The organism is Brochothrix campestris (genome assembly GCF_046058945.1).
GTDB classification, from domain to species: domain Bacteria; phylum Bacillota; class Bacilli; order Lactobacillales; family Listeriaceae; genus Brochothrix; species Brochothrix campestris.
In genome coordinates, this window is record NZ_CP175511.1 from 609,032 (window position 1) to 630,211 (window position 21,180).

Below are 21,180 nucleotides of genomic sequence, written 5' to 3' on the forward strand. Positions count from 1 at the left end.
CTTATACATGCAATCAACCGAAAAACAAGCTTTTAATCCTAATGTGATGGCATTTGCCTTGATGCTCGCAGCGTTTGTCGGATTATTTAGTGAAACAGCTTTAAATATGGCTTTTACAAATCTAATGGTGGAATTTTCAATTTCAGCAGCAACCGTTCAATGGTTAGCAACAGGCTATTTACTCGTGTTAGGTATTTTGGTGCCCGTTTCAGCTTTGCTGATTCAGTGGTTTTCAACCCGTAAATTATTCATTATCTCAATGATTTTTTCAATTGTCGGTACGCTCGTAGCAGCGTTAGCTGTCAATTTTGAAATGTTATTAGTTGGACGAATTATTCAAGCGTTAGGAACAGGGCTAGTTTTACCGTTATTAATTAATGTCTTACTCGTTATTTATCCAATCCATAAACGTGGTGCAGTAATGGGTGTAATGGGCTTAGTCATCGTCGCAGCTCCTGCGATTGCACCAACGATTTCAGGTCTGATTGTCGATGGCCTCGGTTGGAACTTTATTTTTTATATTAGTGCGGTTTTATTAGTCGTTAACTTTATTTTCGGCGTTAAAGTGATTAAAGATGTGTCTACGATTACCAAACCAAAAATTGATGTGCTCTCAATTATTCTTTCAACAATTGGCTTCGGTGCGATTGTCTATGGCTTTAGTATTGCGGGTGACTCCTCGATGAGTGACCCAATGGTCTTACTTTCATTGGCAATTGGTGTCGTAGCACTTGTGATTTTTGTCATCCGTCAAAATAAGATTGAACATCCGATGTTAAAAATGACAGTCTTCAAGTACCCAATGTTTAATTTGAGCTTACTGTTTATCATTATCGTAATGATGTTGATTTTATCATCAGCGATTTTATTACCAATGTACTTAAAAGGGAGCTTACTCGTATCCTCAGCTATGGCAGGTCTTATCTTGCTCCCTGGTGGCTTTTTAAACGCCGTACTTTCACCTGTTGTTGGTCGTTCATTCGATAAAATTGGTCCAAAACCGTTTATCCCAACTGGTTTCTTACTGGCGGCTATCGGGTTGTTTTTATTATCAAACTTAACAACAAGTACAGCATTTTGGATGGTTATTTTATTCCATTCAATGGTCTTTATTGGTATTACGTTGATTATTATGCCGGGTCAAACATATGGTTTAAATCAATTGCCGCCACAATTATACCCTGATGGTTCAGCCGTTATGAGTACGTTGCAACAAGTGGCCGGAGCTGTCGGAACAACCTTCGGTATTTTATTAATGACAAGTGGTCAAAAAACATTTGCTGCTGCAAATGCGTCAGCGACGGTACCACAAATGATGTCAGCTGGTGTTCAACATGCGTTCACATGGTTAGCGGTGTTGGCAGTGATTGGCTTTGTCGGCTCGTTGTTTATCAAAACTAAAAAAAGCAACTAACAAATAGCTATTTCAATCTTTAAGTAGCTATACAAGTGTTGAAAATGTTGTTCGTATCTCGTATTCGACTTGATTTTGGTCAAGCTGATAAACGTATGCGGCAGCATTTTTTTTATTGCTGGTTTTACGTTTAGATATAATAAAAAAGGTGAAATGATTCAGCTGATGAGCGATAAAAAAGTAGTGTTTCTCAACGCACGTGGTGGTATCGACTCAGTTGCTCTTAGCGCTGCAAAGTCTTTAACGGCCGCTTTGGGATGGACAGTAGCGGTGAAGTTATTATCGAAGGGCATCATGCACAACCACAAGAAGCGCAGACGATTAGGGCTAAAGGGTTAACAGTTGGAACTAAACTGGCAGAGTCACGGTCATAGAATTCGAAAGAAAAAGCAGTTTAATGCGACTTTGTCTACGAGCTGATTTCACTTTCATTCCTCTAGTTACATCAACCAGAAGCTGTCAACTTTCAGATAAATGGCAGCGACGGTAGATAGTCGCCTTCATTTATCTTGCAAGCTATTTGCTTCTAAGCGGTTGATTTCACTTTCGTTCCTCGAGCAGTGTTTATCTTCAGTCTGGACCCGTTCACATTGTGAACGGGTTTTTTCGTCGCTTTATGGTAGTATTACAGCGAGAGCAAAAAAAGGAGTGGCTAAAATGAAAACAATTTTAATTGCCGATGATGATAAAAACATTCGTGAATTAATTAAGTATCCTTTAATTGAAACGGGTTACGATGTTATCGAGGCGGTCAACGGCGAGCAAGCGTTAGCCTTGGCCGAGCAACAGCTACCTGACTTAGTCGTAATCGATATTATGATGCCGTTAAAAGATGGCTACGAAGTTGCTCGTACAATTCGAGCTGAACGGGATATTCCGCTCATAATGCTCACTGCAAAAGGTGAGTTGGCAAATAAGGCAGAGGGATTTTTAGCAGGAATCGATGATTACATGACGAAGCCTTTTGCCACCGCAGAATTATTATTTCGGATCAAGGCTCTCTTTCGACGTTATGATTTGTCCCACGAAACAACAGTTGAAGTCGGAAACCTTGTGATTGATCGACGCACCTATGCGGTCACACATCAGCAAACGGATATTTTTCTGCCATTAAAAGAGTTTGAACTGCTCTATGAATTAGCAAGTCATCCGGGGTGGGTCTATACACGTGAGGACTTGATTTCACGTATTTGGGGTGCTGCTTACGAAGGCAATGATCGAACCGTGGATGTTCACATTAAACGGCTGCGCGAACATTTAGGTGAAAATACAGCCGTTGCAATTGTAACGATGCGGGGTTTAGGCTATAAGCTAGAGGTCATCGTATGAAAACATTATATATCCGCATTGTAACGATTTTTTTAGTGGTGATGACGGTGAGTTGTTTACTCGGCTTTTTTGGTGCCAATCTCTATTATCAGCTGCAACTAAAACCGGTGAATGATCAAAAAATAATGAAGATTGCTCAATCGATTGCAACGGATTATGAGCGGGATAAAACGGAGTCATTACCGCGTTACTTAACACAGGTCGGTAAGCTTGGGTATGAGGTGTACACAAGTGATGCCAATGGCAACGAACACTTTTATGGTGATGACTTTCGCAAAACCGCCTTATCAGCTGACGTTATTAGCTCGGTGCTAGCAGGCGAAACGTATCATGGTATTTTAGCGTTTAAAACAGGTTTATTTATTACCGGTTTTTTTGACAACGATGTGCGCAATACTGTAGGCGTTAAAGTAGGGGATACGGCGATGTTCATTCGCCCGAGTCAAGCCGCTCAATTTGGGGAGTTGCGTATTTTCATTGCCCTCATTGGCTTGTTTAGTGCCTTGCTTAGTATTGTGGCCGTCTTTATTATGACGCGTTATCTCGTTAAACCGGTACGCGCACTCACCAGGGCAACTGAAGCATTTTCGGCAGGTAAACCGGTGGAGAATCTACCATTAAAACGTCAAGATGAACTGGGACAACTTGCCCGTTCCTTCGAGATGATGACGACTGAACTGGCGGAAGCAGAGCAAAAACGCCAAAAATTTGTCGCAAATGTCTCACATGAACTGCAAACACCGCTCACAACGATGCAAGGCTTTACCGCTATTTTACAACAAGGTACAGTCAGTGAGGCTGAGAAAGCCCGTTATTTAACCATTATTTCAGCAGAAACAAAACGACTATCTCAGTTAACAAATGAATTGTTGACGTTATCCTACTTAGATCAAACAACGGCCTTACCAATGACAGCTGAGGTCAGCATTGCACGGCAAATCCGTCAATTTATCAAGGCGACACAATGGCGTTGGCAGCTGGCGAATATTACCGTCACGCTTGAAACAACCGATAGTCTAATTCGGGGTCATGAGGCTTTGCTCTATCAAGTTTGGCAGAACTTAATTGGTAATGCCTTGAACTACACCCCTCAGGATGGACGTATCGACATTCGGATGTCCATGTCAGCAACCGACGTCATCCTTGCAGTAACGAACACAGGACCGGCTATTCCAGCAACTGATTTAAAACAGCTGTTTGACCGCTTTTATATCGCGGATAAACAACGTGAACGGCAGCATCAAAGCAGTGGTCTAGGGTTAGCGATTGCAGCTGAAATTGTGGAGCGTCATCAAGGTGAAATTAAGGTGCGTTCGACAAAGACGCAAACGACCTTTACTGTGAAACTGCCACGCTCATAATTGGCAAAAGTTCATCATCAGTTCATATAAGACTTCTATACTATGGGTATCATAGATAGGGAGTGAGAAAATGTTTTTAGCACTGAAAGAAATTAAACAGTCACGCTTACGTTCAAGTATGGTCGTTGTCATTATGACCTTAATTATTTGGCTCGTGTTATTTGTTGCTGGCTTGGCGGCCGGTTTAGGCAATGAAAATGCCTCTGCCATCAAGGCGATGCCGGTCTCACATTTTATCATCCAAGAGGATGCTGGGGAACGGATTGCTCGCTCAACAGTGAGTGACAGTCAACTCCAACAAATAAAACAACAGTACGGCTCGGCAGTCATGCCATTGCAACTGCAACAGGCAACGATTACATCACCATCGGATACGAACAAAACAGATGTAACTTATTTCGGGATTGATTTCACAACGGAATTAGCGCCACAACCGACGTTGGCTGCAGTTGATGATAAGTCGGTTGTGATAGACGATTCCTTTAAAGCAGCCGGTTATACTATCGGAGACGCATTTAAAGATGAGCGGACGGGAACGGTCTTTACAATTAAAGGTTTTACGGCTGGTAAAGCGTATAGTCATACGCCAGTCATTTATTTAAGCACCTCCGCTTTCAAGCAAATCGCAACACCGTCAGCCACTAAAAAAGCAGGTGTTAATGTAGTTGCCTTGCGTATCACTGATGATGAGGCGCAGCAATTAGCGATCAAAGGCTTGACGGTTGTTACGAAAGCAGCCGTTGTGAAACAAATACCAGGCTATAAAGAAGAACAAGGCTCATTAACGATGATGATTGCGTTCTTAATTGGGATTGCCACTTTCGTGTTAGCGGCATTCTTTTATGTTATTACGATTCAAAAAATGTCACAGTACGGTGTGTTAAAAGCGTTGGGTGCCACTAATCGTTATTTAGCGAAGAGTTTATTGCTGCAAATTATTTTTTTAGCGCTCATTAGTATCATCATCAGTGTGTTGCTAACACTCGGTGTGGCGCAACTACTACCAGCAACGATGCCTTTTGAACTTTCGTTGCCATTGGTCAGCGGTATCATTGCAATTTTTGTAGTCGTGGCCTTACTCGGTTCACTTTTATCGTTGTATCGTGTTTTTAAGGTGGACCCAATTGAAGCAATCGGAGGTGCAGGTGAATGAGTGTGAAATTTAAAATGACAGATGTGACTAAATCATATAAGGATGGTAAAGAAACAAAAGTGGTGCTGAAAAATGCCAACTTAGAAGTGAGGGCAGGTGAATTTGTTGCCATTGTCGGGCCATCCGGCTCTGGTAAAAGCACCTTTTTAGCGATTGCTGGTGCTCTTTTATCAGCGACTAGTGGTTCGGTGGCGATTGGCGTTGAACGGATTGATGCATACTCGCAAGCTCAACGGACGGATTTACGTATGCGCAAAATTGGCTTCGTCTTTCAATCGGCTCAATTATTGCCATATTTAACAGTGTTAGAGCAGTTACAAGTCATCACAGAAATAGGAAAAGGCAAGGATAAAAAAGCACAGACGGCCAAAGCGCGTCATTTATTGACCGCCTTAGGACTGACGGATCACCATCAATATCCGGCGAGCTTGTCTGGCGGCGAAAAACAACGGGTGTCAATCGGTCGTGCGTTGATGAATAATCCGGACGTGATTTTAGCAGATGAACCAACAGCTAGTCTCGATGCGACCCGCGGTTATCAAGTCGTGCAAGTGCTTGCCGAAGAAGTACATCGCCATCAAAAAGCTGCAATCATGGTGACACATGACGAGCGGGTGCTACCGCTTGTCGATCGCATCGTTCGGATTGAGAATGGTAGCTTACATGAAGTGAAGCGGTCATAGTGAGAAGCTATGTTAGCCTATACGGAAACGAAACTTGGCATCACGCGAGGGTTCGTTTCCGTTTTTTATAGAAGTCATGTGATAGTAAGGGCAATCGCATTTACATTGTAAACGCTGTCAACATAAATATGTCTGAAATAAGCATAAAAAAAGAAAGAAAGAACTAAAAATAGTTGAGAAATTTAGGTAATAATGGTAATCTTTGTAGTGGATAGATTTTATTTTTCTATAGTTTAACGAAATTCATGTAAGCGCTTATGAAACCGTTATTATTGAAAATGAAATCGTCACAACTGTATATATAAAGGAGATTTTTAATTATGGAAAAACAAACTTTCACTGTTATCGACGAAACAGGTATTCACGCACGCCCTGCAACTTTATTGGTACAATCAGCAAGCAAATTTGCTTCAGATGTTCAATTAGGTTATAACGGCAAAGATGTTAACTTAAAATCAATCATGGGCGTAATGTCTTTAGGTATTGGTAAAGGTGCTGAAATTACTATCTCTGCTGAAGGTGCTGACGAAAAAGAAGCAATCGCAGGATTAACTGAAACACTTAAGAAAGAAGGATTGGCAGAATAATGGCTAAACTAACACTTACCGGTATTGCAGCATCAGACGGTATTGCTGTTGGTCCAGCTTATCTGTTAGTAGAACCTGATTTATCATTTGAGAAAAAAACAATTACAGATGTTGAAGGCGAAATTAAACGCTTTGAAGCAGCTGTAGCTGTATCAATCTCAGAATTGGAAGCAATTCGTGATAAAGCTAAAACAGATTTAGGCGAAGACAAAGCTGCCATCTTTGATGCGCATTTACTTGTGGCTCAAGATCCAGAAGTAACTGGTCAAATCGCAGAACAAATTAAAAACAACGTCAATGCAGAAGCTGCTTTGCAAGAAGCAACGGATACATTTATTACGATTTTTGAATCAATGGACAACGAATACATGCGCGAACGTGCAGCGGATATCCGTGACGTTCGTAAACGTATTATGGCACATTTATTAAACGTTGAATTGCCTTCACCAACATTGATTGATACTGAAGTTGTGGTTGTTGCTGAAGATTTAACGCCTTCAGATACAGCCCAATTAAACCGTAACTTTGTGCAAGGTTTTGTAACAGACATCGGTGGCCGTACATCACATTCAGCAATCATGGCGCGTTCATTAGAAATTCCTGCGATTGTAGGTAGTGGTTCAATTACTGAATCTGTTTCTAACGGCACAATGATTATTGTTGATGGTTTAGAAGGTCATGTCCTTGTTGATCCAACGGCAGAAGAATTAGCTGAGTATCAAGAAAAACAAGCGGCTTTTGAAGCACAACAAGCTGAATGGGAAAAACTGAAAAACGAAAAATCTGTCTCTAAAGACGGAAAAGAAGTTCTTTTAGTTGCAAACATCGGCTCTCCTGGCGACATGGAAGGTGTTACTTCTAACGGCGCAGAAGGTGTTGGTTTATACCGTACTGAATTCTTATTTATGGGTCGCGATAACTTCCCGACTGAAGATGAGCAATTCGAAGCGTATAAAGCAGTCCTTGAAGGCGTAAAAGAGGGTGGACCTGTTGTTGTTCGTACGTTGGACATCGGTGGCGACAAAAACCTTTCTTACCTTAAACTACCAGAAGAAATGAACCCATTCTTAGGCGTACGTGCGATTCGTTTATGCTTCCAAGAACAAGATATGTTCCGTACACAATTACGTGCGTTATTGCGCGCAAGTGTTTATGGTAACTTACACATTATGTTCCCAATGATTGCAACTTTAGGCGAATTCCGTAAAGCTAAAGGGATGTTAGCAGAAGAAAGAGCGAAATTAGTTGCAGAAGGAATCAAGGTTTCTGACCATATCGAAGTTGGTATTATGATTGAAATTCCGGCCGCTGCTATTATTGCTGATCAATTTGCTAAAGAAGTAGACTTCATGAGTATCGGAACAAACGATTTGATTCAATACTCAATGGCTGCTGACCGTATGAACCAAGATATTTCATACCTTTACCAACCATATAACCCAGCTATCCTCCGTCTTGTGAAAAACGTCATTGACGCAGCTCACAAAGAAGGTAAATGGGCAGGTATGTGTGGCGAGATGGCCGGTGATCAAACAGCAGTACCATTGTTGTTAGGTTTAGGCTTAGATGAGTTCTCAATGAGTGCCTCATCAGTCTTGAAAACACGTTCATTAATTGCTAAATTATCATCAACTGAAATGGCAGAGTTAGCTGAAAAAGCTATTAACTGTGCGACACAAGAAGATGTTATTGCAACAATGGATGAATACCTTAAATAAGTAAGATACAAACGACCTAGCAGTTATGCTAGGTCGTTTTTTTGAGTTATGTTAGAATGAAGAAAAGTTCTTAGGAGGCGTCATGATGAAAACAATTGGGTTTATTGGTACAGGTGTAATGGGCACTGGCATGATTAAACAACTGCTCGCGAAGGGAAATAACGTTAAGGTTTATACACGTACGCCGAGTCGTGCAGCCGCAGTCATTGCGGCAGGTGCTATTTATGTTGAAACAGCACAACAGTTAGCGCAACAAGTAGATGTTGTTTTTACGATGGTGGGGTATCCAACAGATGTCGAACAACTCTACTTAGGACGCGAAGGTATTTTAACAGCAGCAAAAACAGGAACGATTTTTGTGGATATGACGACCTCATCACCGTCCCTTGCACATGAACTGTATGTGAAGGGCTTATCCTTACGTCAACATGTGTTAGATGCGCCTGTTTCTGGTGGGGATGTCGGTGCTCAAAACGGAACGTTAGCAATTATGGTTGGTGGCGATGAAGCGATTTTTAATGCGATCAAGCCTTTGTTCGAACAAATTGGCGCAACAATTGTTTATCAAGGAAGCGCTGGTAACGGACAACATACGAAGATGGTCAATCAAATTGCAGTCGCTGGTACGATGCTTGGCGTAGTCGAAGCGATTGTCTATGCTGAAAAAATGCAGTTAGATGTGAATAACGTCTTAAAAGCGGTTGCGAGTGGTGCCGCTGGTAGTTGGACAATGTCTAACTTAGCGCCGCGAATTGTGGCAGGTGATTTTGAACCCGGTTTCTTTATTAAACACTTCATCAAAGATATGAAAATCGCTCTCGATGAAGCAGAAAAATGTCACTTTGAATTACCAGGATTAGCTACGGCGGAACGTTTATATGAACAGTTAGCAATCAACGGTTTAAGCGAAAAAGGGACACAGGCACTTTATCACTACTATTTTGCAAATTAAGGTTGTTTATTTAATAAACTGTCTGTTATCATTAAGGCAATAGTCTTTCGATGGGAGTCGGAAAGGAGGAGTTTGATTGAGCATTAAAGCAGGACGTGTCATTGATATTTGTGTGCTAACAGGTAAAATCATGCTTGAAAATGGCGCTGAAAATTACCGGGTTGAGGACACGATGAAACGAATTGCCAATGCCTGTTATGACGGGGCTGAAGTTGGTAATAGTTTTGCGACACCAACCGGTATCTTTATGACAATTGAAGATGAGGGTATCAAATTACAAGAAGTGACAAAACGAACGTTGAATTTGAAAAAAGTCACCGAAGCGAATCAGATTTCACGTGAGTTAGTAAATAAGGAAATTTCATTGGACGAAGCATACAAGCGCTTGGTGAGATTAGATACAGAAAACAACCTGTATCCTGTCTGGATTCAATTCTTATCAGCCTGTATTGTCAGTGGCGCCTTAATGATGCTATTTGGTGGTGTTTGGTCAGACTTTATCGTGACTTCTCTCATTGGAGGCATCGGCTATCTCATTTTTTATTACAGCGACGAGTTGTTGAAAATTAAGTTTTTAGCAGAAATTATTGCCTCGATTGTAATTGCGGCTATAAGTATCTTTGCGGTGCGATTGTCATTTGTGTCGATGTTGAATATTGTCGTGACTGGGGCGGTTATGCCACTTGTTCCAGGTGTGCCAATTGCGAATGCCGTGCGTGATTTATTAGCAGGTCACCTCATATCGGGTATGGGTCGTGGGGTCGAAGCGATTTTATCAGCTGCTTCGATTGCGATTGGTATCGCCATTACGTATCGTTTTTTATTAAACTAAGGAGGTCATTGTCTTGTTAACTTATTTGTTACATATTGCTATTTGTTTCGTGTCAGTGGCCACCTTTGGTGTGTTACTCAATGTGCCAGCACGGGCCTTTATTGCCTGTGGTGTGATTGGGGCTGTCTGCTGGGCAGTCTTTGAAGCTTTTACATTTATGGGGATTGGAAAAATTATGGCCACCTTAATTGCATCTTTTGCGGTAGCGATTGCGAGCGATCGGATGGCACGCAAGATGAAAATGCCGATGATTATTTTTAATATGCCTGGTATCGTACCACTTGTGCCGGGGTTTATCGCGATGTCAGCCGTGCGTGAATACGTCAACGGCGACTATATTGCAGCGATTAGTCATACCGTTCATGTCGGGATGGTAGCCGGTGCAATTGCGATTGGTCTAATGTTATCAGAGGTCTTTAATACGAATATTCGTCGCTTTATTGTGCGACGTGAAGGATAATGAACGAAAAGCGACTGTCTCACCGATGTTTATCGGAAGGGCAGTCGCTTTTTGTGTCGTAACGGATTGCTCTGACGGGAAATAGTCGAGACGTTATTTTTTTCGAATCACTGCAGTTTAAAACGGGCTTTAAAATACTTTCGCTCCTTATAACTTTTCATTTTTTTCGCCAATCGTTCCATCGCAACAATGAGGTCAGCCATGCTCGCTGCATATGAAATCCGTAAATAACGGTCGCCTTTTTGTGAGAACGAATCGCCAGGAATTAAGGCGATTTTGTATTCTGTCGCAAAATCTAACGCGAATTGATAACTGCTTTCAGTCACGTAATCAGGTAATTTCACAAAGAAGTAGAAGGCGCCGTCTGGTGCAATGACATCGAATGCCATTTGCTCGAGCAATGGTTGTAGATAATCCCGACGTTCACGGTAGGCGTCACGCATTTCGACAGAGTCATTGAAGCCGTTATTAAAGGCTTCCTCTGCGGCCATTTGTGAAATACTCGTCGCACAGGTTGCAGTTACTTGGTGGATTTTGAGGACGTGTTCAACAATCGGAGCGCTCGCCATAATCACGCCAATGCGCCAACCAGTCATCGCATGTGATTTTGAAAGACCATTCAAGACGATTGTTTGCTCGCGAATCTCATTGGCGAGTGAATAATGAGGCTCGCCGTATGTTAACTCACTGTATATTTCATCAGCAATCAAATAGATGCCAAGTTCTTTGATTTTAGCTGCTAAAATAATCGCTTCTTCTTTCGTATAAGTAACACCGGTGGGGTTACAAGGATAGGCTAAAATCAAAGCCTTTGTGGTTGGTGTCACATAGGCGTCTAATAAGGCGGGTGTCACTTTGAAGGCAGTTGTTGTTGTGTCCATAACGACCATGTTAGCCCCTGCAAGGTGAATAGGCGCCTCATAACCCGGATACAAGGGGTCAGGAACTAAAACGTCGTCACCGGGGTTTAAAACTGTTTTTAAAGCAAGGTCAATTGCTTCCGTCGCTCCGACTGTGATGACAATCTCAGTTTTAGGGTCATAGACTAAATCGTATTTTTTAGCGAAATAACGGGCTGCGGCTTCGCGTGTTGATAAAAACCCTGCATTGGGTGTGTAGTTTGTAATGTTATTATCGATTGCTTGTTTAGCTGCTTCTTTAATGTGCAAAGGGGTGGGAAAATTCGGTGCACCGAGAGTCAGTGGGATAATACCAGGAATGACCCCGACTTGATCGCTGAATTGGCGAATGCCAGAAATTTGAATGTCGTATACGCGCGTGTTTAAAGGAAGAACCATGTTGTACAACTCCTCATCTATGGATTATGTGTTAGTTGCTATTTTAGCACATTGGAGGAGCGATTAACGAAAAAAAGTGGGATTACCTTGTAAAAATAGCTGACATTTAGTATGATAATTGATAATGATAATTATTATCAATTGAAAAAGAGGTGGCACGATGATCACAACGAAAAAAATGGAGTGCGTTTATACGAAGGTAAACGGTCAGGCATTAGTTTTTCAAATTGTATCGTTTACGCCGCTTAAATCATGGGGTGAAGTCTATGTGAACGTTGCAGGTGAAACCTATCGTTTTGTTGGCTATCATCGCAATAAAGTCTTAGCCTGTGCTATGTATGAAGTAGCAAGGCTTTTGCAAAGTCAGCAAAAGACAAACAATAATAAAATATAAAAATAAACGTAAAAAAACCATCTATAATTAGTGAAAAAATGTGTGATATCTGATAAGATAATACATGCGATGATTTTTAAAGCAAATTTTCCAATGAGAAGAGAGGGGTTTTTTACTTGTCTCAATTAGCAGGTATTATTCAACGTTTAAACGCAATGAAAGAAGACGAGTCTGTTGAAGTTCAACAACGTCGTTTCGAAAGAGAAGGCAAAGCAATTTGCGAAGTTAAATATTTCCAAGCAACTGAATCATTTGAAATTATGATTCTTGAAGATGATCAAAAATATCAATTTGATAACATTGATTTAGCAGCTATTGATATCTTCGAATTATTACAAGATGCTCAGTAAGCAATAGTTACAGCGAAACAAAGTAAACGAACTGTTTGCTTTGTTTTTTTGCGATTAGGGATACAGTTTTTTTAAGGTGTTTACTTTAGAAGTTGTCGGAAATGTGGTTAAATGGAAGTAGATAGACGAAGTAAACATAAAGGTGGCGTTAAGAATGAATCATTTACTCAAAGAAGAATTTGAAGTCAATATGTCAGACTATCTTATTCCGGCAAGTAAAGTCGCGCATGTTTTCGAAGAAAATAGTTTAGAACATACATTACTCGTATTGACCACAACTGGTTACACACTCATACCTGTGTTGGATTACGATAATAAATATATCGGGATGATTAATAATGCGAGTATCATTAATCATGTCATGGGGATTGAACGAATTTTATTCGAACAACTCCCCGAAGTGAAAGTAGCAGATGTTGTCATCCGTGACTATCCCGTCTTACGTGAAGGGTTTACGTTTGATGTTTTACTTAAACAGTTAATTGACCATTCGTTTTTATGTGTCGTTAACGATCAAAATGAATTTATGGGGATTGTGACACGTCGTGTTGCCCTCAAACGCTTAGCGAAGGCTATTCATCAGCCTGTTACTCAGTAAATAAAACCAATGATAAACAAAGGATGGTAGAAATGAGTATAACTGAATTTCGCATTTTAGATATGTTAGCAGAGGAGCTCAATATGCGAAAAACGGCAGAGCGCCTTTATATTTCACAGCCGGCCTTATCCCAACGATTACAGTCGATTGAAGCACGTTGGGGCAAACAGTTGTTTATTCGAACACGTAAAGGCCTATTATTGACGCCACAAGGTGAATTGATTGTAGAATTTGCACGTTCGGTTATTAATCGTGAAGAAAATGTGTTTGATAAATTGTTAGCAATGGAAGGTGTCGTTCAGGGTACTTTAAAAATATACTCGGGAACGATTGTAGCGCAACGCTGGCTCCCTTTTGTTTTTAAAGAGTTTGTGAAACGTTACCCACACGTTAACATTGAATTGGATTCAGGTGGTAGCCGCCGAGCGCAACAAGCGATTGCAGATGGCAAGGTGCATTTAGCAATCACCCGTGGTGAGACGGATTGGCTAGGTGAAAAACGTTATTTATTTGGCGACAATTTGTCGCTTGCCGATAAATATCATACGTCGATTGAAGACATATTAGCGTCAGAACGCCCGTTTATTCGCTTTAAAACCGATTCAGACTATGACCAAAGTATTATGGATTATTGGCAGCAATATTTTCATCGTTTGCCTGAAAAAACATTGGTGGTCGATCAAATTGAAACGTGTAAGCAAATGGCGATGAGTGGAATGGGCTATACGATTTTACCACTGCTCACAATCGACAAGCATACCGATTTGAATTTAATGCCGTTAATTCAAGAAGATGGCACACAGCTGCACCGCGATACATGGTTACTCGGTTATAAGAAAAGTTTCCAATTGCCACAAGTACAAGCCTTTGTCCAGTTGATCGAAGAACTGGATAAAGAAAAAGGACTATTGCAAATATTCTGAAATATGGCACACTATAATAAATTGACTAAAAAGGAGAATGACAGATGAAACAAATGGATGCACATGAGATTATTAAATTTATTCAAGAGAGTAAAAAATCAACACCGGTTAAAGTATACCTTAAGGGTGAATTAGCAAAAATAAACTTTCCGGAGACAATTAAAGATTTTGTTTCTGAAACGTCAGGTGTCATCTTTGGTGAATGGGATGTTGTTGAACCTTTTTTAGCAGAAAATACAGCTTACATTAAAGATTATGTCTTAGAAAATGACCGTCGTAATTCAGCGATTCCAGAAGTCGACTTGAAGAAATTCAACGCCCGAATTGAACCAGATGTGATGATTCGTGACCAAGTTGAAATTGGTGATAATGCGGTTATTATGATGGGTGCTTTAATTAACATTGGAGCAGTCATCGGCAAAAATACGATGATTGACATGAATGTAACGCTTGGTGGACGTGCGACCGTTGGTGATAACTGTCACATTGGTGCTGGAACAGTGTTAGCTGGTGTTGTTGAACCGCCATCAGCACAACCAGTCATTGTAGAAGATGATGTCTTAATTGGGGCAAACTGTACGGTTTTAGAAGGTGTTCGCATTGGTAAAGGCGCAGTTGTTGCTGCCGGTGCGGTTGTCATTAAAGATGTCGCTCCTGGTACAGTTGTTGCGGGTGTACCTGCGCGTGAAATTAAAAAAATTGACGACCAAACCCGTTCGAAAACTGAAATTATGGCAGCGTTACGTGAACTTTAAGCAATAGAAAGAAGGGACATCAATGAACTTAGCGGACTTACAAACGATTAGACGTGCGTTACATCAAATACCTGAACTCGGGTATGCTGAATTTAAGACACAGGCCTATTTACGGGACTATCTTTCAACGTTACCGCAAGCATTCATGCAAGTGAAAGAATGGCGGACCGGCTTACTCGTTCGAGTTGAAGGGAAGGCACCGACGAAAGTTGTTGGCTACCGTGCGGATATTGATGGCTTGCCGATTGTTGAAGACACAGGCTTGGCCTTTGCTTCGGAACATGAGGGGCGAATGCACGCTTGTGGTCATGATTTTCACATGACGATTGCGTTAGGTGTTCTTACCAATATTGTGACTGACCGGATTGATGATACAGTTGTGTTTTACTTTCAGCCGGCTGAAGAAAATCCTGGTGGTGCCTTGCCAATGATGCAATCAGCTGAAATGAAAAACTGGTGGCCGGATAAGATTATGGCATTGCATGTGGCACCGGAGTATCCGGTTGGTAAGATTGCCGTGAAACCAGGGATTTTATTTGCGAACACCTGTGAATTATTTGTTGAATTCAAGGGTAAGGGTGGTCACGCGGCGTATCCTCATCAAGCGAATGATATGGTTGTTGCCGCTTGTCAATTTGTGACGCAATTGCAATTGATTATTAGCCGTAACATTGATCCACTCGATAGTGCCGTGATTACTGTCGGTAAGATTGTAGCGGGGAATACGATGAATGTCATTGCTGAAAAGGCCGAAATTGAAGGCACAATCCGAACTTTATCGAAAGAAACGATGCTGATTGTCAATAAACGTATTCGTCAATTGATTGATGGTTTCCAAATCGCCTACAACTGTGAAATTACACGAACAGAACGACCAGCTTATATGCAGGTGTTTAATGATGAAACCGAAACGGCGCAATTTATTACGTATTTGAATGAACAGTATCCCGAAAGTTATGTTGCTTGTCCGGCTGCGATGACGGGGGAAGATTTTGGTTACATGCTTGAAAAAATTCCAGGCTTTATGTTTTGGTTAGGAGTCGATTCAGCAGATGGCCTCCATCATGCCAGAATGTCACCTAATGAGGACGCATTAGCGTTTGCAGTCGACGTCTTAACAAACTATTTAAACGTCTGAAAAAAGCCATCACCTATTAGTGTTTAACTAATGGGTGATGGCTTTTTTTAAGGTTGTGTTGAGGCTAATCCTGCTAAAGATAAGGGCATTAACAGCTCATTTTCTTGAAAAGCTAAATAAATTTTTTGATAGAGTTCATTACTAACTAACAGCTGTGTTCCGTTCAACGTATGCGTTGAAATCGTGACGACAAAATTACCGTTGGCATAACCCGTTACCCCAGATACAATCGGGGTATCAACGATGTTCGGATTGTCTCTAGTGAAGGCACGTGTTGTTTCCTCAATCAAAGCAATCGCCTTGTCGATATCTTCGTTCGGATTAATCTGAATTTCAACGAGGGCGAGCATGTTCCCGCGCGAGTGATTACTGACGACAATAATTTCACGATTGGGAATGAAATGGAGGGTTCCATTCAAATCTCTTATTTGGGTCGTTCGTAAACCGAGTAACTCAACTGTACCTTTAACGGCACCAATTGTAATGTTATCGCCAACATCCAACTGTCGTTCTAGCAGAATAAAAAAACCGGTGACGACATCACTGACGAGTCCTTGAGCCCCAAATGCAACAGCGAGACCGACAATTCCTGCACTGGCAATAATCGCGCGGACATCAACGTTAAAGGTACTTAAAATATTAACAGTCAAGATGAAGATTAAAATGTAGCGAAAGGCGTTATCGATTAAATTAAACAACGTTTTCGAGCGGTTTTCACTCACATTTTCGCGTTTACTATAGCTGATAAATATTTTACGGATAATTTTTTGCCCGATTTTGCGTACTATATAATAGAGTATGACTGTAAAAATAAGCGATAAAATTCCGCTGATGATGTTATCAATAATTTGACTCCAATCGATACTATCAAAATAAGTATTGAAACGGGTAATTTGATTGGTTACTTGATTTGATGTGTATTCATCCAAAAAATCACTTCCTTTAATAGACTATACGAGTTATTTTACTCGTTCTTTTAAGAATAGTCTAATACTATCGTCGGGATTAAACAGCTAGTCGTCGTGACAAAAAATCGTCATAATCACTGAATTTAGTGTTATATAAGGTGAACACCTGTTAAATCATGGTATAATGGTTAGGAAAATAGAACTTTATTAGGAGGAACGGATTATGTTTAAAAAACTTTTCGGTAAAGAAGCAAAAGTAACAGAAGAAAAAATTGTCTCACCAGTGACTGGGACGTTAATTAAAATTGACGATGTTCCCGATCCGGTATTCGCACAAAAAATGATGGGTGAAGGCGTGGCTGTTCAACCAACAAACGGTATTGTTGTTGCACCAGTTGACGGTGAAATCATTCAAATAGCTGATGAAAGTAAACACGCATTTGGTATCCGTTCAGCATTAGGCCAAGAAATTTTAGTACATATTGGCTTGGAAACAGTTGCTATGAAAGGCGAAGGTTTTAAAGTTTTAGTTAAATTAGGCGATAAAGTAAAAGCGGGTCAACCGATTATTGAAGCAGATATCGCTTTAATTGCCGAAAAAGCAGCCTCAACTGTTATTCCTGTTGTTGTCACAAACAGTAGCACAGGCGACTATACGTTTACATGGTCAGAACTTGGTAATGTAACCGCAGGTGAAACAGTTATTTTTGAAGCAAAAACAAAATAAACGAATGACGTAATAAATGATACTCATTTATTGCGTTTTTTTTAGGGGGAAATAGGATGAATAACAACACACAACAATTGTTTAAAACTTTAACCGAAATGGCAGGTCCATCAGGCTTTGAACGACCAGTCCGAGCGTTTATGAAAGAAAAATTGGCACCGAACGTCGACCGTTTTGAGCAAGATGGTTTAGGGGGCTTGTTTGGTGTGAAAGAAAATGTCGGTGCACCGCGAATCATGGTAGCGGGCCATATGGATGAAGTTGGTTTTATCGTCACTAAGATCACAGCTAATGGTATGATTAAATTCGATACATTAGGTGGCTGGAGTCCGCATGTGTTATCGGCACAGCGTGTTCAAATTATCTCTGATCATGGTCCTGTTATCGGTGTCATTGCATCGGTACCACCACATTTATTATCAGAGGCCGAACGTAATGCACCTGTCAAAGCGGCTAATTTACTCATCGATATCGGCGCTGATAGTGCCGATGAAGTGATGCATTCATTCGGTATTCTGCCGGGTTATCCAATTGCACCCGTATCTGAATTTACCCCAATGGCAAACCCAAAGAAAATTTTGGCAAAAGCGTGGGATAATCGCTACGGAGTTGGTTTAGCAATCGAAGCAGCGGCCGAACTGAAAAAGATAAAATTACCACATGAGCTATTTATCGGTGCCACTGTCCAAGAAGAAGTCGGCCTACGAGGGGCACAGGCGTCTGCAAGCATGATTAAGCCAGAGATGTTCATTGCGCTCGATGCCTCCCCTGCTAACGATACGACAGGTGATAAAACGCAGTTTGGTCAACTTGGTCAAGGCTTCTTATTACGTATTTATGACCGCACGATGATTACGCACCGTGGCTTACGTGACTTCATGCTCGAAACTGCGAAGGACAACCACATTCCGTACCAATATTTTGTGTCACCTGGTGGAACAGATGCTGGAACTGTTCATAAAATGGAAGGCGGTATTCCAAGCGCTGTCATCGGCTTACCGTCACGTTATATTCATACGAGTCAATCGATTTTACATGTGGATGATTACGCGGCAGCAAAAGAAATGCTCTTGAAATTATTACCACAACTCGATGCGACAACGATTGCAAGCATTAAAGAAAATGCCTGATTAAGCAATTGGACAACGTTCAGCATTAACATAAGCCAACCCTTTATTTGGGTTGAATCAGAATGAAGATAAACGTTGTTCTAGGTCGTTACGACTTGCTCGCTCGGGATTACGTACCATCAGTACTCGCACCGTCACTCGCTCGTTGTGCCTACTAGAACGAGAGGATATAACAACGTTTCTTTTCAGTCAAGTCATCTGGCAGCCAAAGTCACTTGAACTAACTTTCAAAGTAAAATCAGTTTAATTTGACTTTGGCTACAATCTGAGCCAACCCTTTATTTGGGTTGGCTTTTTGTTAGGCAGTTTATTAGAATGTTACGGTATCTTTGCTTATACTAAGAGTATCTAAATCAGAGATGGGAGATTGATAAAAATGACAGTTGAAAAATTTTCAAAAACGGGTTTGCACATCGGTCAAGCAGAGGCGCCTGTTAAAGTCATCAGTTTTGTAAATCTACGTTGTCCTTTTTGTGCAAACTGGCATTTGAAGGCCGAAAATTCACTCGAAAAACATGTTGTATCAGGACATGTCGAACACATTATCAAATTTTATGACAAACCGAAACCATCCCTAGAAATTGGTAATCATGCGCATCACTTTATTGATAATGAGGATGAAGCGGCGATTAAAGTCGTCGATAGTCTCTTTCGCTCGCAAGCTGAGTGGGGGAAATTAACACCGGTAGAACTGACAACTTATTTAGAAACCAACTTTAAACTACATGAATTAGCCAAAGCCAAAGCAACAGCACAAGTAGTAATTGATGAAGCCAATGCCCATGATATAGTATCTGTTCCAACGATATATATCGGAGATCAAGTCTTTGATTCACAAGTGACACAAGAACAACTAGAAAGTGCGATTGCGGCACAATTAAGAAAAGGATAAAAGTGATAGCGATTCGTTAGTACTGTTTAAATAGCAAAGTCGCTCCTCAAATATGAGAAGCGACTTTTTATTAGCAATTGAACATGTTATGATAACTAAAAACAAAAGGAGTGACTTATGGACGTTTATTTATATCCCTTAAAGACGGCTGCGTTGATTTTTCCTTTGATTGCGCTCGTCATTTCACTGCCATTTTTAATTCGTCAATATTATAAATACGGTGGTTTCTCATTTTGGCGGGCGTTGATTATTTATAGCTTTATATTTTATTTGTTATGCAGCTATTTATTAGTGATTTTGCCACTGCCATCACAAGCGAATGTTAGTCAACTGACAACAGCTAAGACACAATTGATGCCCCTCCGTTTTTTAGTTGATTTTGTCCAGCATACTGCTTTTTCATTGACCAATCCACACACTTATATTACAGCCTTAAAACAAGGTGTGTTCATTCAGCCACTCTTTAATTTAATGTTGTTATTGCCGTTAGGTGTTTATTTACGCTTTTATTTTAAACGATCGCTGCTGTTTATTATTATTACAGCCTTTTGTGTGTCGCTCTTTTTTGAAGTAACACAATTGTCAGGTCTCTACGGTTATTATGATAGATCTTATCGTTTATTCGATGTTGATGATTTGCTGTTAAATACCGTAGGAGGTTGGATTGGGTATGCCTTAGCACCGTTGTTAACCTTCTTTATTCCAAGTGATGAAACGCTGAGAAATAACGCTTATTCACGCAGTCATCAAGTCAGTTATCTGCGTCGGTTGATGGCTTTTTTGATTGATTGGCTCTTGATAGGCATTATTGGTGAGTTTATGATGATTAAAAACCATTCCCTATTTAGTGGAACGGTTCTTTATCAGTTCAGTTGGTTGAATACCGCCAGTTACATACTAACAATCGTGGTCTTTTTCATAATGATTCCGTACATCTTTAACGGGCGAACATTAGGGAAACTTATTGTCCATTTGAAAATCGTTGATGATCTGGATCAATCACCATCGTTGCCACAGTATTTCATCCGCTATGGTTTGTTGTATGGTGTCGTATTTACACTGATTAATGTTGAGTTTAACTTGTTAGAATTAACGGGTACCTCAGACAACCTCAATTTGCTGAATTATTTAATCTACATCGTTTTCTTCTTTATTTTAGTATTTGTTGTTCATTTGCTTATTAATAAATTACGCAAAAATGCACCGCTCTTTTATGAAAAAATCAGTTATACTCATATGATGAGTTCATTTAGCTTATTTAGAAAAAAAACGACACGTAAATGACATAAAAACCCTCTTTTTTTTATGAAAAAGGGGGATTTTTTTGGTAAAATAGGAAAAAAGTAATAAACCGACTGATGTGTAAGGATTTAATTATAACTTGATGATCTATCGTTATAGTGTGAAATGTATAGTCTAATAACTATTTTTTTATGCTAACTGGTTAAAAACATTCGAAAAAGTCATTGATTATCTACTTGTATAAGGATAAATACTCATTTTACATGTAAAGTGTATTATTTTCTATAGAATAATGATATCTTAGATAAAGTAAAACTTATCATGGATTTTAGGGAA

Annotated in this window: 22 protein-coding genes; 20 read left to right on the top strand and 2 right to left on the bottom strand. The window is 40.4% G+C overall.

Features of this window, described 5'->3' with window-relative positions:
* The first annotated feature begins 7 nt into the window (after positions 1–7).
* The 10 genes from ACJYYY_RS03145 (at position 8) to ACJYYY_RS03190 (ending at position 10,489) form a co-directional block, all read left to right on the top strand.
* Entirely contained in the window at positions 8–1,414 is a 1,407-nt protein-coding gene (locus tag ACJYYY_RS03145) for a DHA2 family efflux MFS transporter permease subunit (protein WP_035314828.1), read from the top strand.
* Positions 1,415–2,071: 657 nt separating this feature from the next.
* On the top strand, positions 2,072–2,743 hold the full coding sequence (locus tag ACJYYY_RS03150; RefSeq protein WP_035314830.1) for a response regulator transcription factor: 672 nt from the start codon (positions 2,072–2,074) through the stop codon (positions 2,741–2,743).
* Positions 2,740–4,104, top strand: a complete 1,365-nt coding sequence (locus ACJYYY_RS03155; RefSeq protein ID WP_035314831.1) for a cell wall metabolism sensor histidine kinase WalK — start codon at positions 2,740–2,742, stop codon at positions 4,102–4,104. The genes ACJYYY_RS03150 and ACJYYY_RS03155 overlap by 4 nt, the downstream gene beginning before the upstream one ends.
* A gap of 70 nt (positions 4,105–4,174) precedes the next feature.
* Positions 4,175–5,257, top strand: coding sequence for an ABC transporter permease (locus tag ACJYYY_RS03160; protein ID WP_035314832.1), 1,083 nt, complete (start codon positions 4,175–4,177; stop codon positions 5,255–5,257).
* 2 nt (positions 5,258–5,259) lie between these two features.
* The gene (locus ACJYYY_RS03165) at positions 5,260–5,940 is read left to right on the top strand and encodes an ABC transporter ATP-binding protein (RefSeq protein ID WP_156921187.1); all 681 of its coding nucleotides are present in this window, start codon (positions 5,260–5,262) and stop codon (positions 5,938–5,940) included.
* Positions 5,941–6,260: 320 nt separating this feature from the next.
* Entirely contained in the window at positions 6,261–6,527 is a 267-nt protein-coding gene (locus tag ACJYYY_RS03170; protein ID WP_029090620.1) for a phosphocarrier protein HPr, read from the top strand.
* Positions 6,527–8,245, top strand: coding sequence for a phosphoenolpyruvate--protein phosphotransferase (gene ptsP / locus ACJYYY_RS03175; RefSeq protein ID WP_035314834.1), 1,719 nt, complete (start codon positions 6,527–6,529; stop codon positions 8,243–8,245). The genes ACJYYY_RS03170 and ptsP overlap by 1 nt, the downstream gene beginning before the upstream one ends.
* An 82-nt stretch (positions 8,246–8,327) precedes the next feature.
* Positions 8,328–9,197 carry an NAD(P)-dependent oxidoreductase gene (locus tag ACJYYY_RS03180; RefSeq protein WP_408869101.1) on the top strand — a complete coding sequence of 290 codons (870 nt, stop codon included), beginning with the start codon at positions 8,328–8,330 and terminating at the stop codon, positions 9,195–9,197.
* 76 nt (positions 9,198–9,273) lie between these two features.
* Complete coding sequence (locus ACJYYY_RS03185) at positions 9,274–10,029, top strand: threonine/serine exporter family protein (RefSeq protein ID WP_269479275.1); 756 nt, start codon at positions 9,274–9,276, stop codon at positions 10,027–10,029.
* 13 nt (positions 10,030–10,042) lie between these two features.
* The gene (locus tag ACJYYY_RS03190; protein WP_051456960.1) at positions 10,043–10,489 is read left to right on the top strand and encodes a threonine/serine exporter family protein; all 447 of its coding nucleotides are present in this window, start codon (positions 10,043–10,045) and stop codon (positions 10,487–10,489) included.
* A 107-nt stretch (positions 10,490–10,596) separates the two neighbouring features.
* On the opposite strand, the gene ACJYYY_RS03195 is transcribed toward ACJYYY_RS03190, so the two are convergent.
* Entirely contained in the window at positions 10,597–11,787 is a 1,191-nt protein-coding gene (locus ACJYYY_RS03195) for an aminotransferase class I/II-fold pyridoxal phosphate-dependent enzyme (protein ID WP_051456961.1), read from the bottom strand.
* Between the two features lie 160 nt (positions 11,788–11,947).
* Here ACJYYY_RS03195 and ACJYYY_RS03200 point away from each other — a divergent pair, with 160 nt between their 5' ends.
* From ACJYYY_RS03200 to ACJYYY_RS03225, 6 genes are all read left to right on the top strand, one after another.
* Positions 11,948–12,181, top strand: a complete 234-nt coding sequence (locus tag ACJYYY_RS03200) for a hypothetical protein (RefSeq protein WP_035314836.1) — start codon at positions 11,948–11,950, stop codon at positions 12,179–12,181.
* Positions 12,182–12,297: 116 nt separating this feature from the next.
* A complete protein-coding gene (locus ACJYYY_RS03205; protein WP_035314837.1) occupies positions 12,298–12,531 on the top strand; it encodes a YkuJ family protein in 234 nt (77 codons plus the stop codon).
* A gap of 154 nt (positions 12,532–12,685) precedes the next feature.
* Positions 12,686–13,129, top strand: coding sequence for a cyclic-di-AMP-binding protein CbpB (gene cbpB / locus ACJYYY_RS03210; RefSeq protein ID WP_035314838.1), 444 nt, complete (start codon positions 12,686–12,688; stop codon positions 13,127–13,129).
* Positions 13,130–13,161: 32 nt separating this feature from the next.
* On the top strand, positions 13,162–14,052 hold the full coding sequence (locus tag ACJYYY_RS03215) for a LysR family transcriptional regulator (RefSeq protein ID WP_035314839.1): 891 nt from the start codon (positions 13,162–13,164) through the stop codon (positions 14,050–14,052).
* Between the two features lie 44 nt (positions 14,053–14,096).
* Positions 14,097–14,807: a 2,3,4,5-tetrahydropyridine-2,6-dicarboxylate N-acetyltransferase gene (gene dapD / locus ACJYYY_RS03220; protein WP_035314840.1), complete on the top strand. Its 711-nt coding sequence runs from the start codon at positions 14,097–14,099 to the stop codon at positions 14,805–14,807.
* Positions 14,808–14,829: 22 nt separating this feature from the next.
* Entirely contained in the window at positions 14,830–15,945 is a 1,116-nt protein-coding gene (locus ACJYYY_RS03225; RefSeq protein WP_035314841.1) for an N-acetyldiaminopimelate deacetylase, read from the top strand.
* Positions 15,946–15,992: 47 nt separating this feature from the next.
* Here the strand turns inward: ACJYYY_RS03225 and ACJYYY_RS03230 are convergent, their stop codons facing one another.
* Positions 15,993–16,874: a mechanosensitive ion channel family protein gene (locus tag ACJYYY_RS03230; RefSeq protein ID WP_051456962.1), complete on the bottom strand. Its 882-nt coding sequence runs from the start codon at positions 16,872–16,874 to the stop codon at positions 15,993–15,995.
* A gap of 202 nt (positions 16,875–17,076) precedes the next feature.
* On the opposite strand from ACJYYY_RS03230, the gene ACJYYY_RS03235 reads away from it, so the two are divergent.
* The 4 genes from ACJYYY_RS03235 (at position 17,077) to ACJYYY_RS03250 (ending at position 20,886) form a co-directional block, all read left to right on the top strand.
* Positions 17,077–17,580 (top strand): PTS glucose transporter subunit IIA, encoded by a 504-nt coding sequence (locus tag ACJYYY_RS03235; protein WP_035314842.1) that lies wholly within the window; start codon positions 17,077–17,079, stop codon positions 17,578–17,580.
* 56 nt (positions 17,581–17,636) lie between these two features.
* Positions 17,637–18,710 (top strand): M42 family metallopeptidase, encoded by a 1,074-nt coding sequence (locus ACJYYY_RS03240; RefSeq protein ID WP_035314843.1) that lies wholly within the window; start codon positions 17,637–17,639, stop codon positions 18,708–18,710.
* 376 nt (positions 18,711–19,086) lie between these two features.
* Positions 19,087–19,602 carry a thioredoxin domain-containing protein gene (locus ACJYYY_RS03245; RefSeq protein ID WP_035314844.1) on the top strand — a complete coding sequence of 172 codons (516 nt, stop codon included), beginning with the start codon at positions 19,087–19,089 and terminating at the stop codon, positions 19,600–19,602.
* A 117-nt stretch (positions 19,603–19,719) separates the two neighbouring features.
* A complete protein-coding gene (locus tag ACJYYY_RS03250) occupies positions 19,720–20,886 on the top strand; it encodes a VanZ family protein (protein ID WP_035314845.1) in 1,167 nt (388 codons plus the stop codon).
* Positions 20,887–21,180 lie beyond the last annotated feature (294 nt).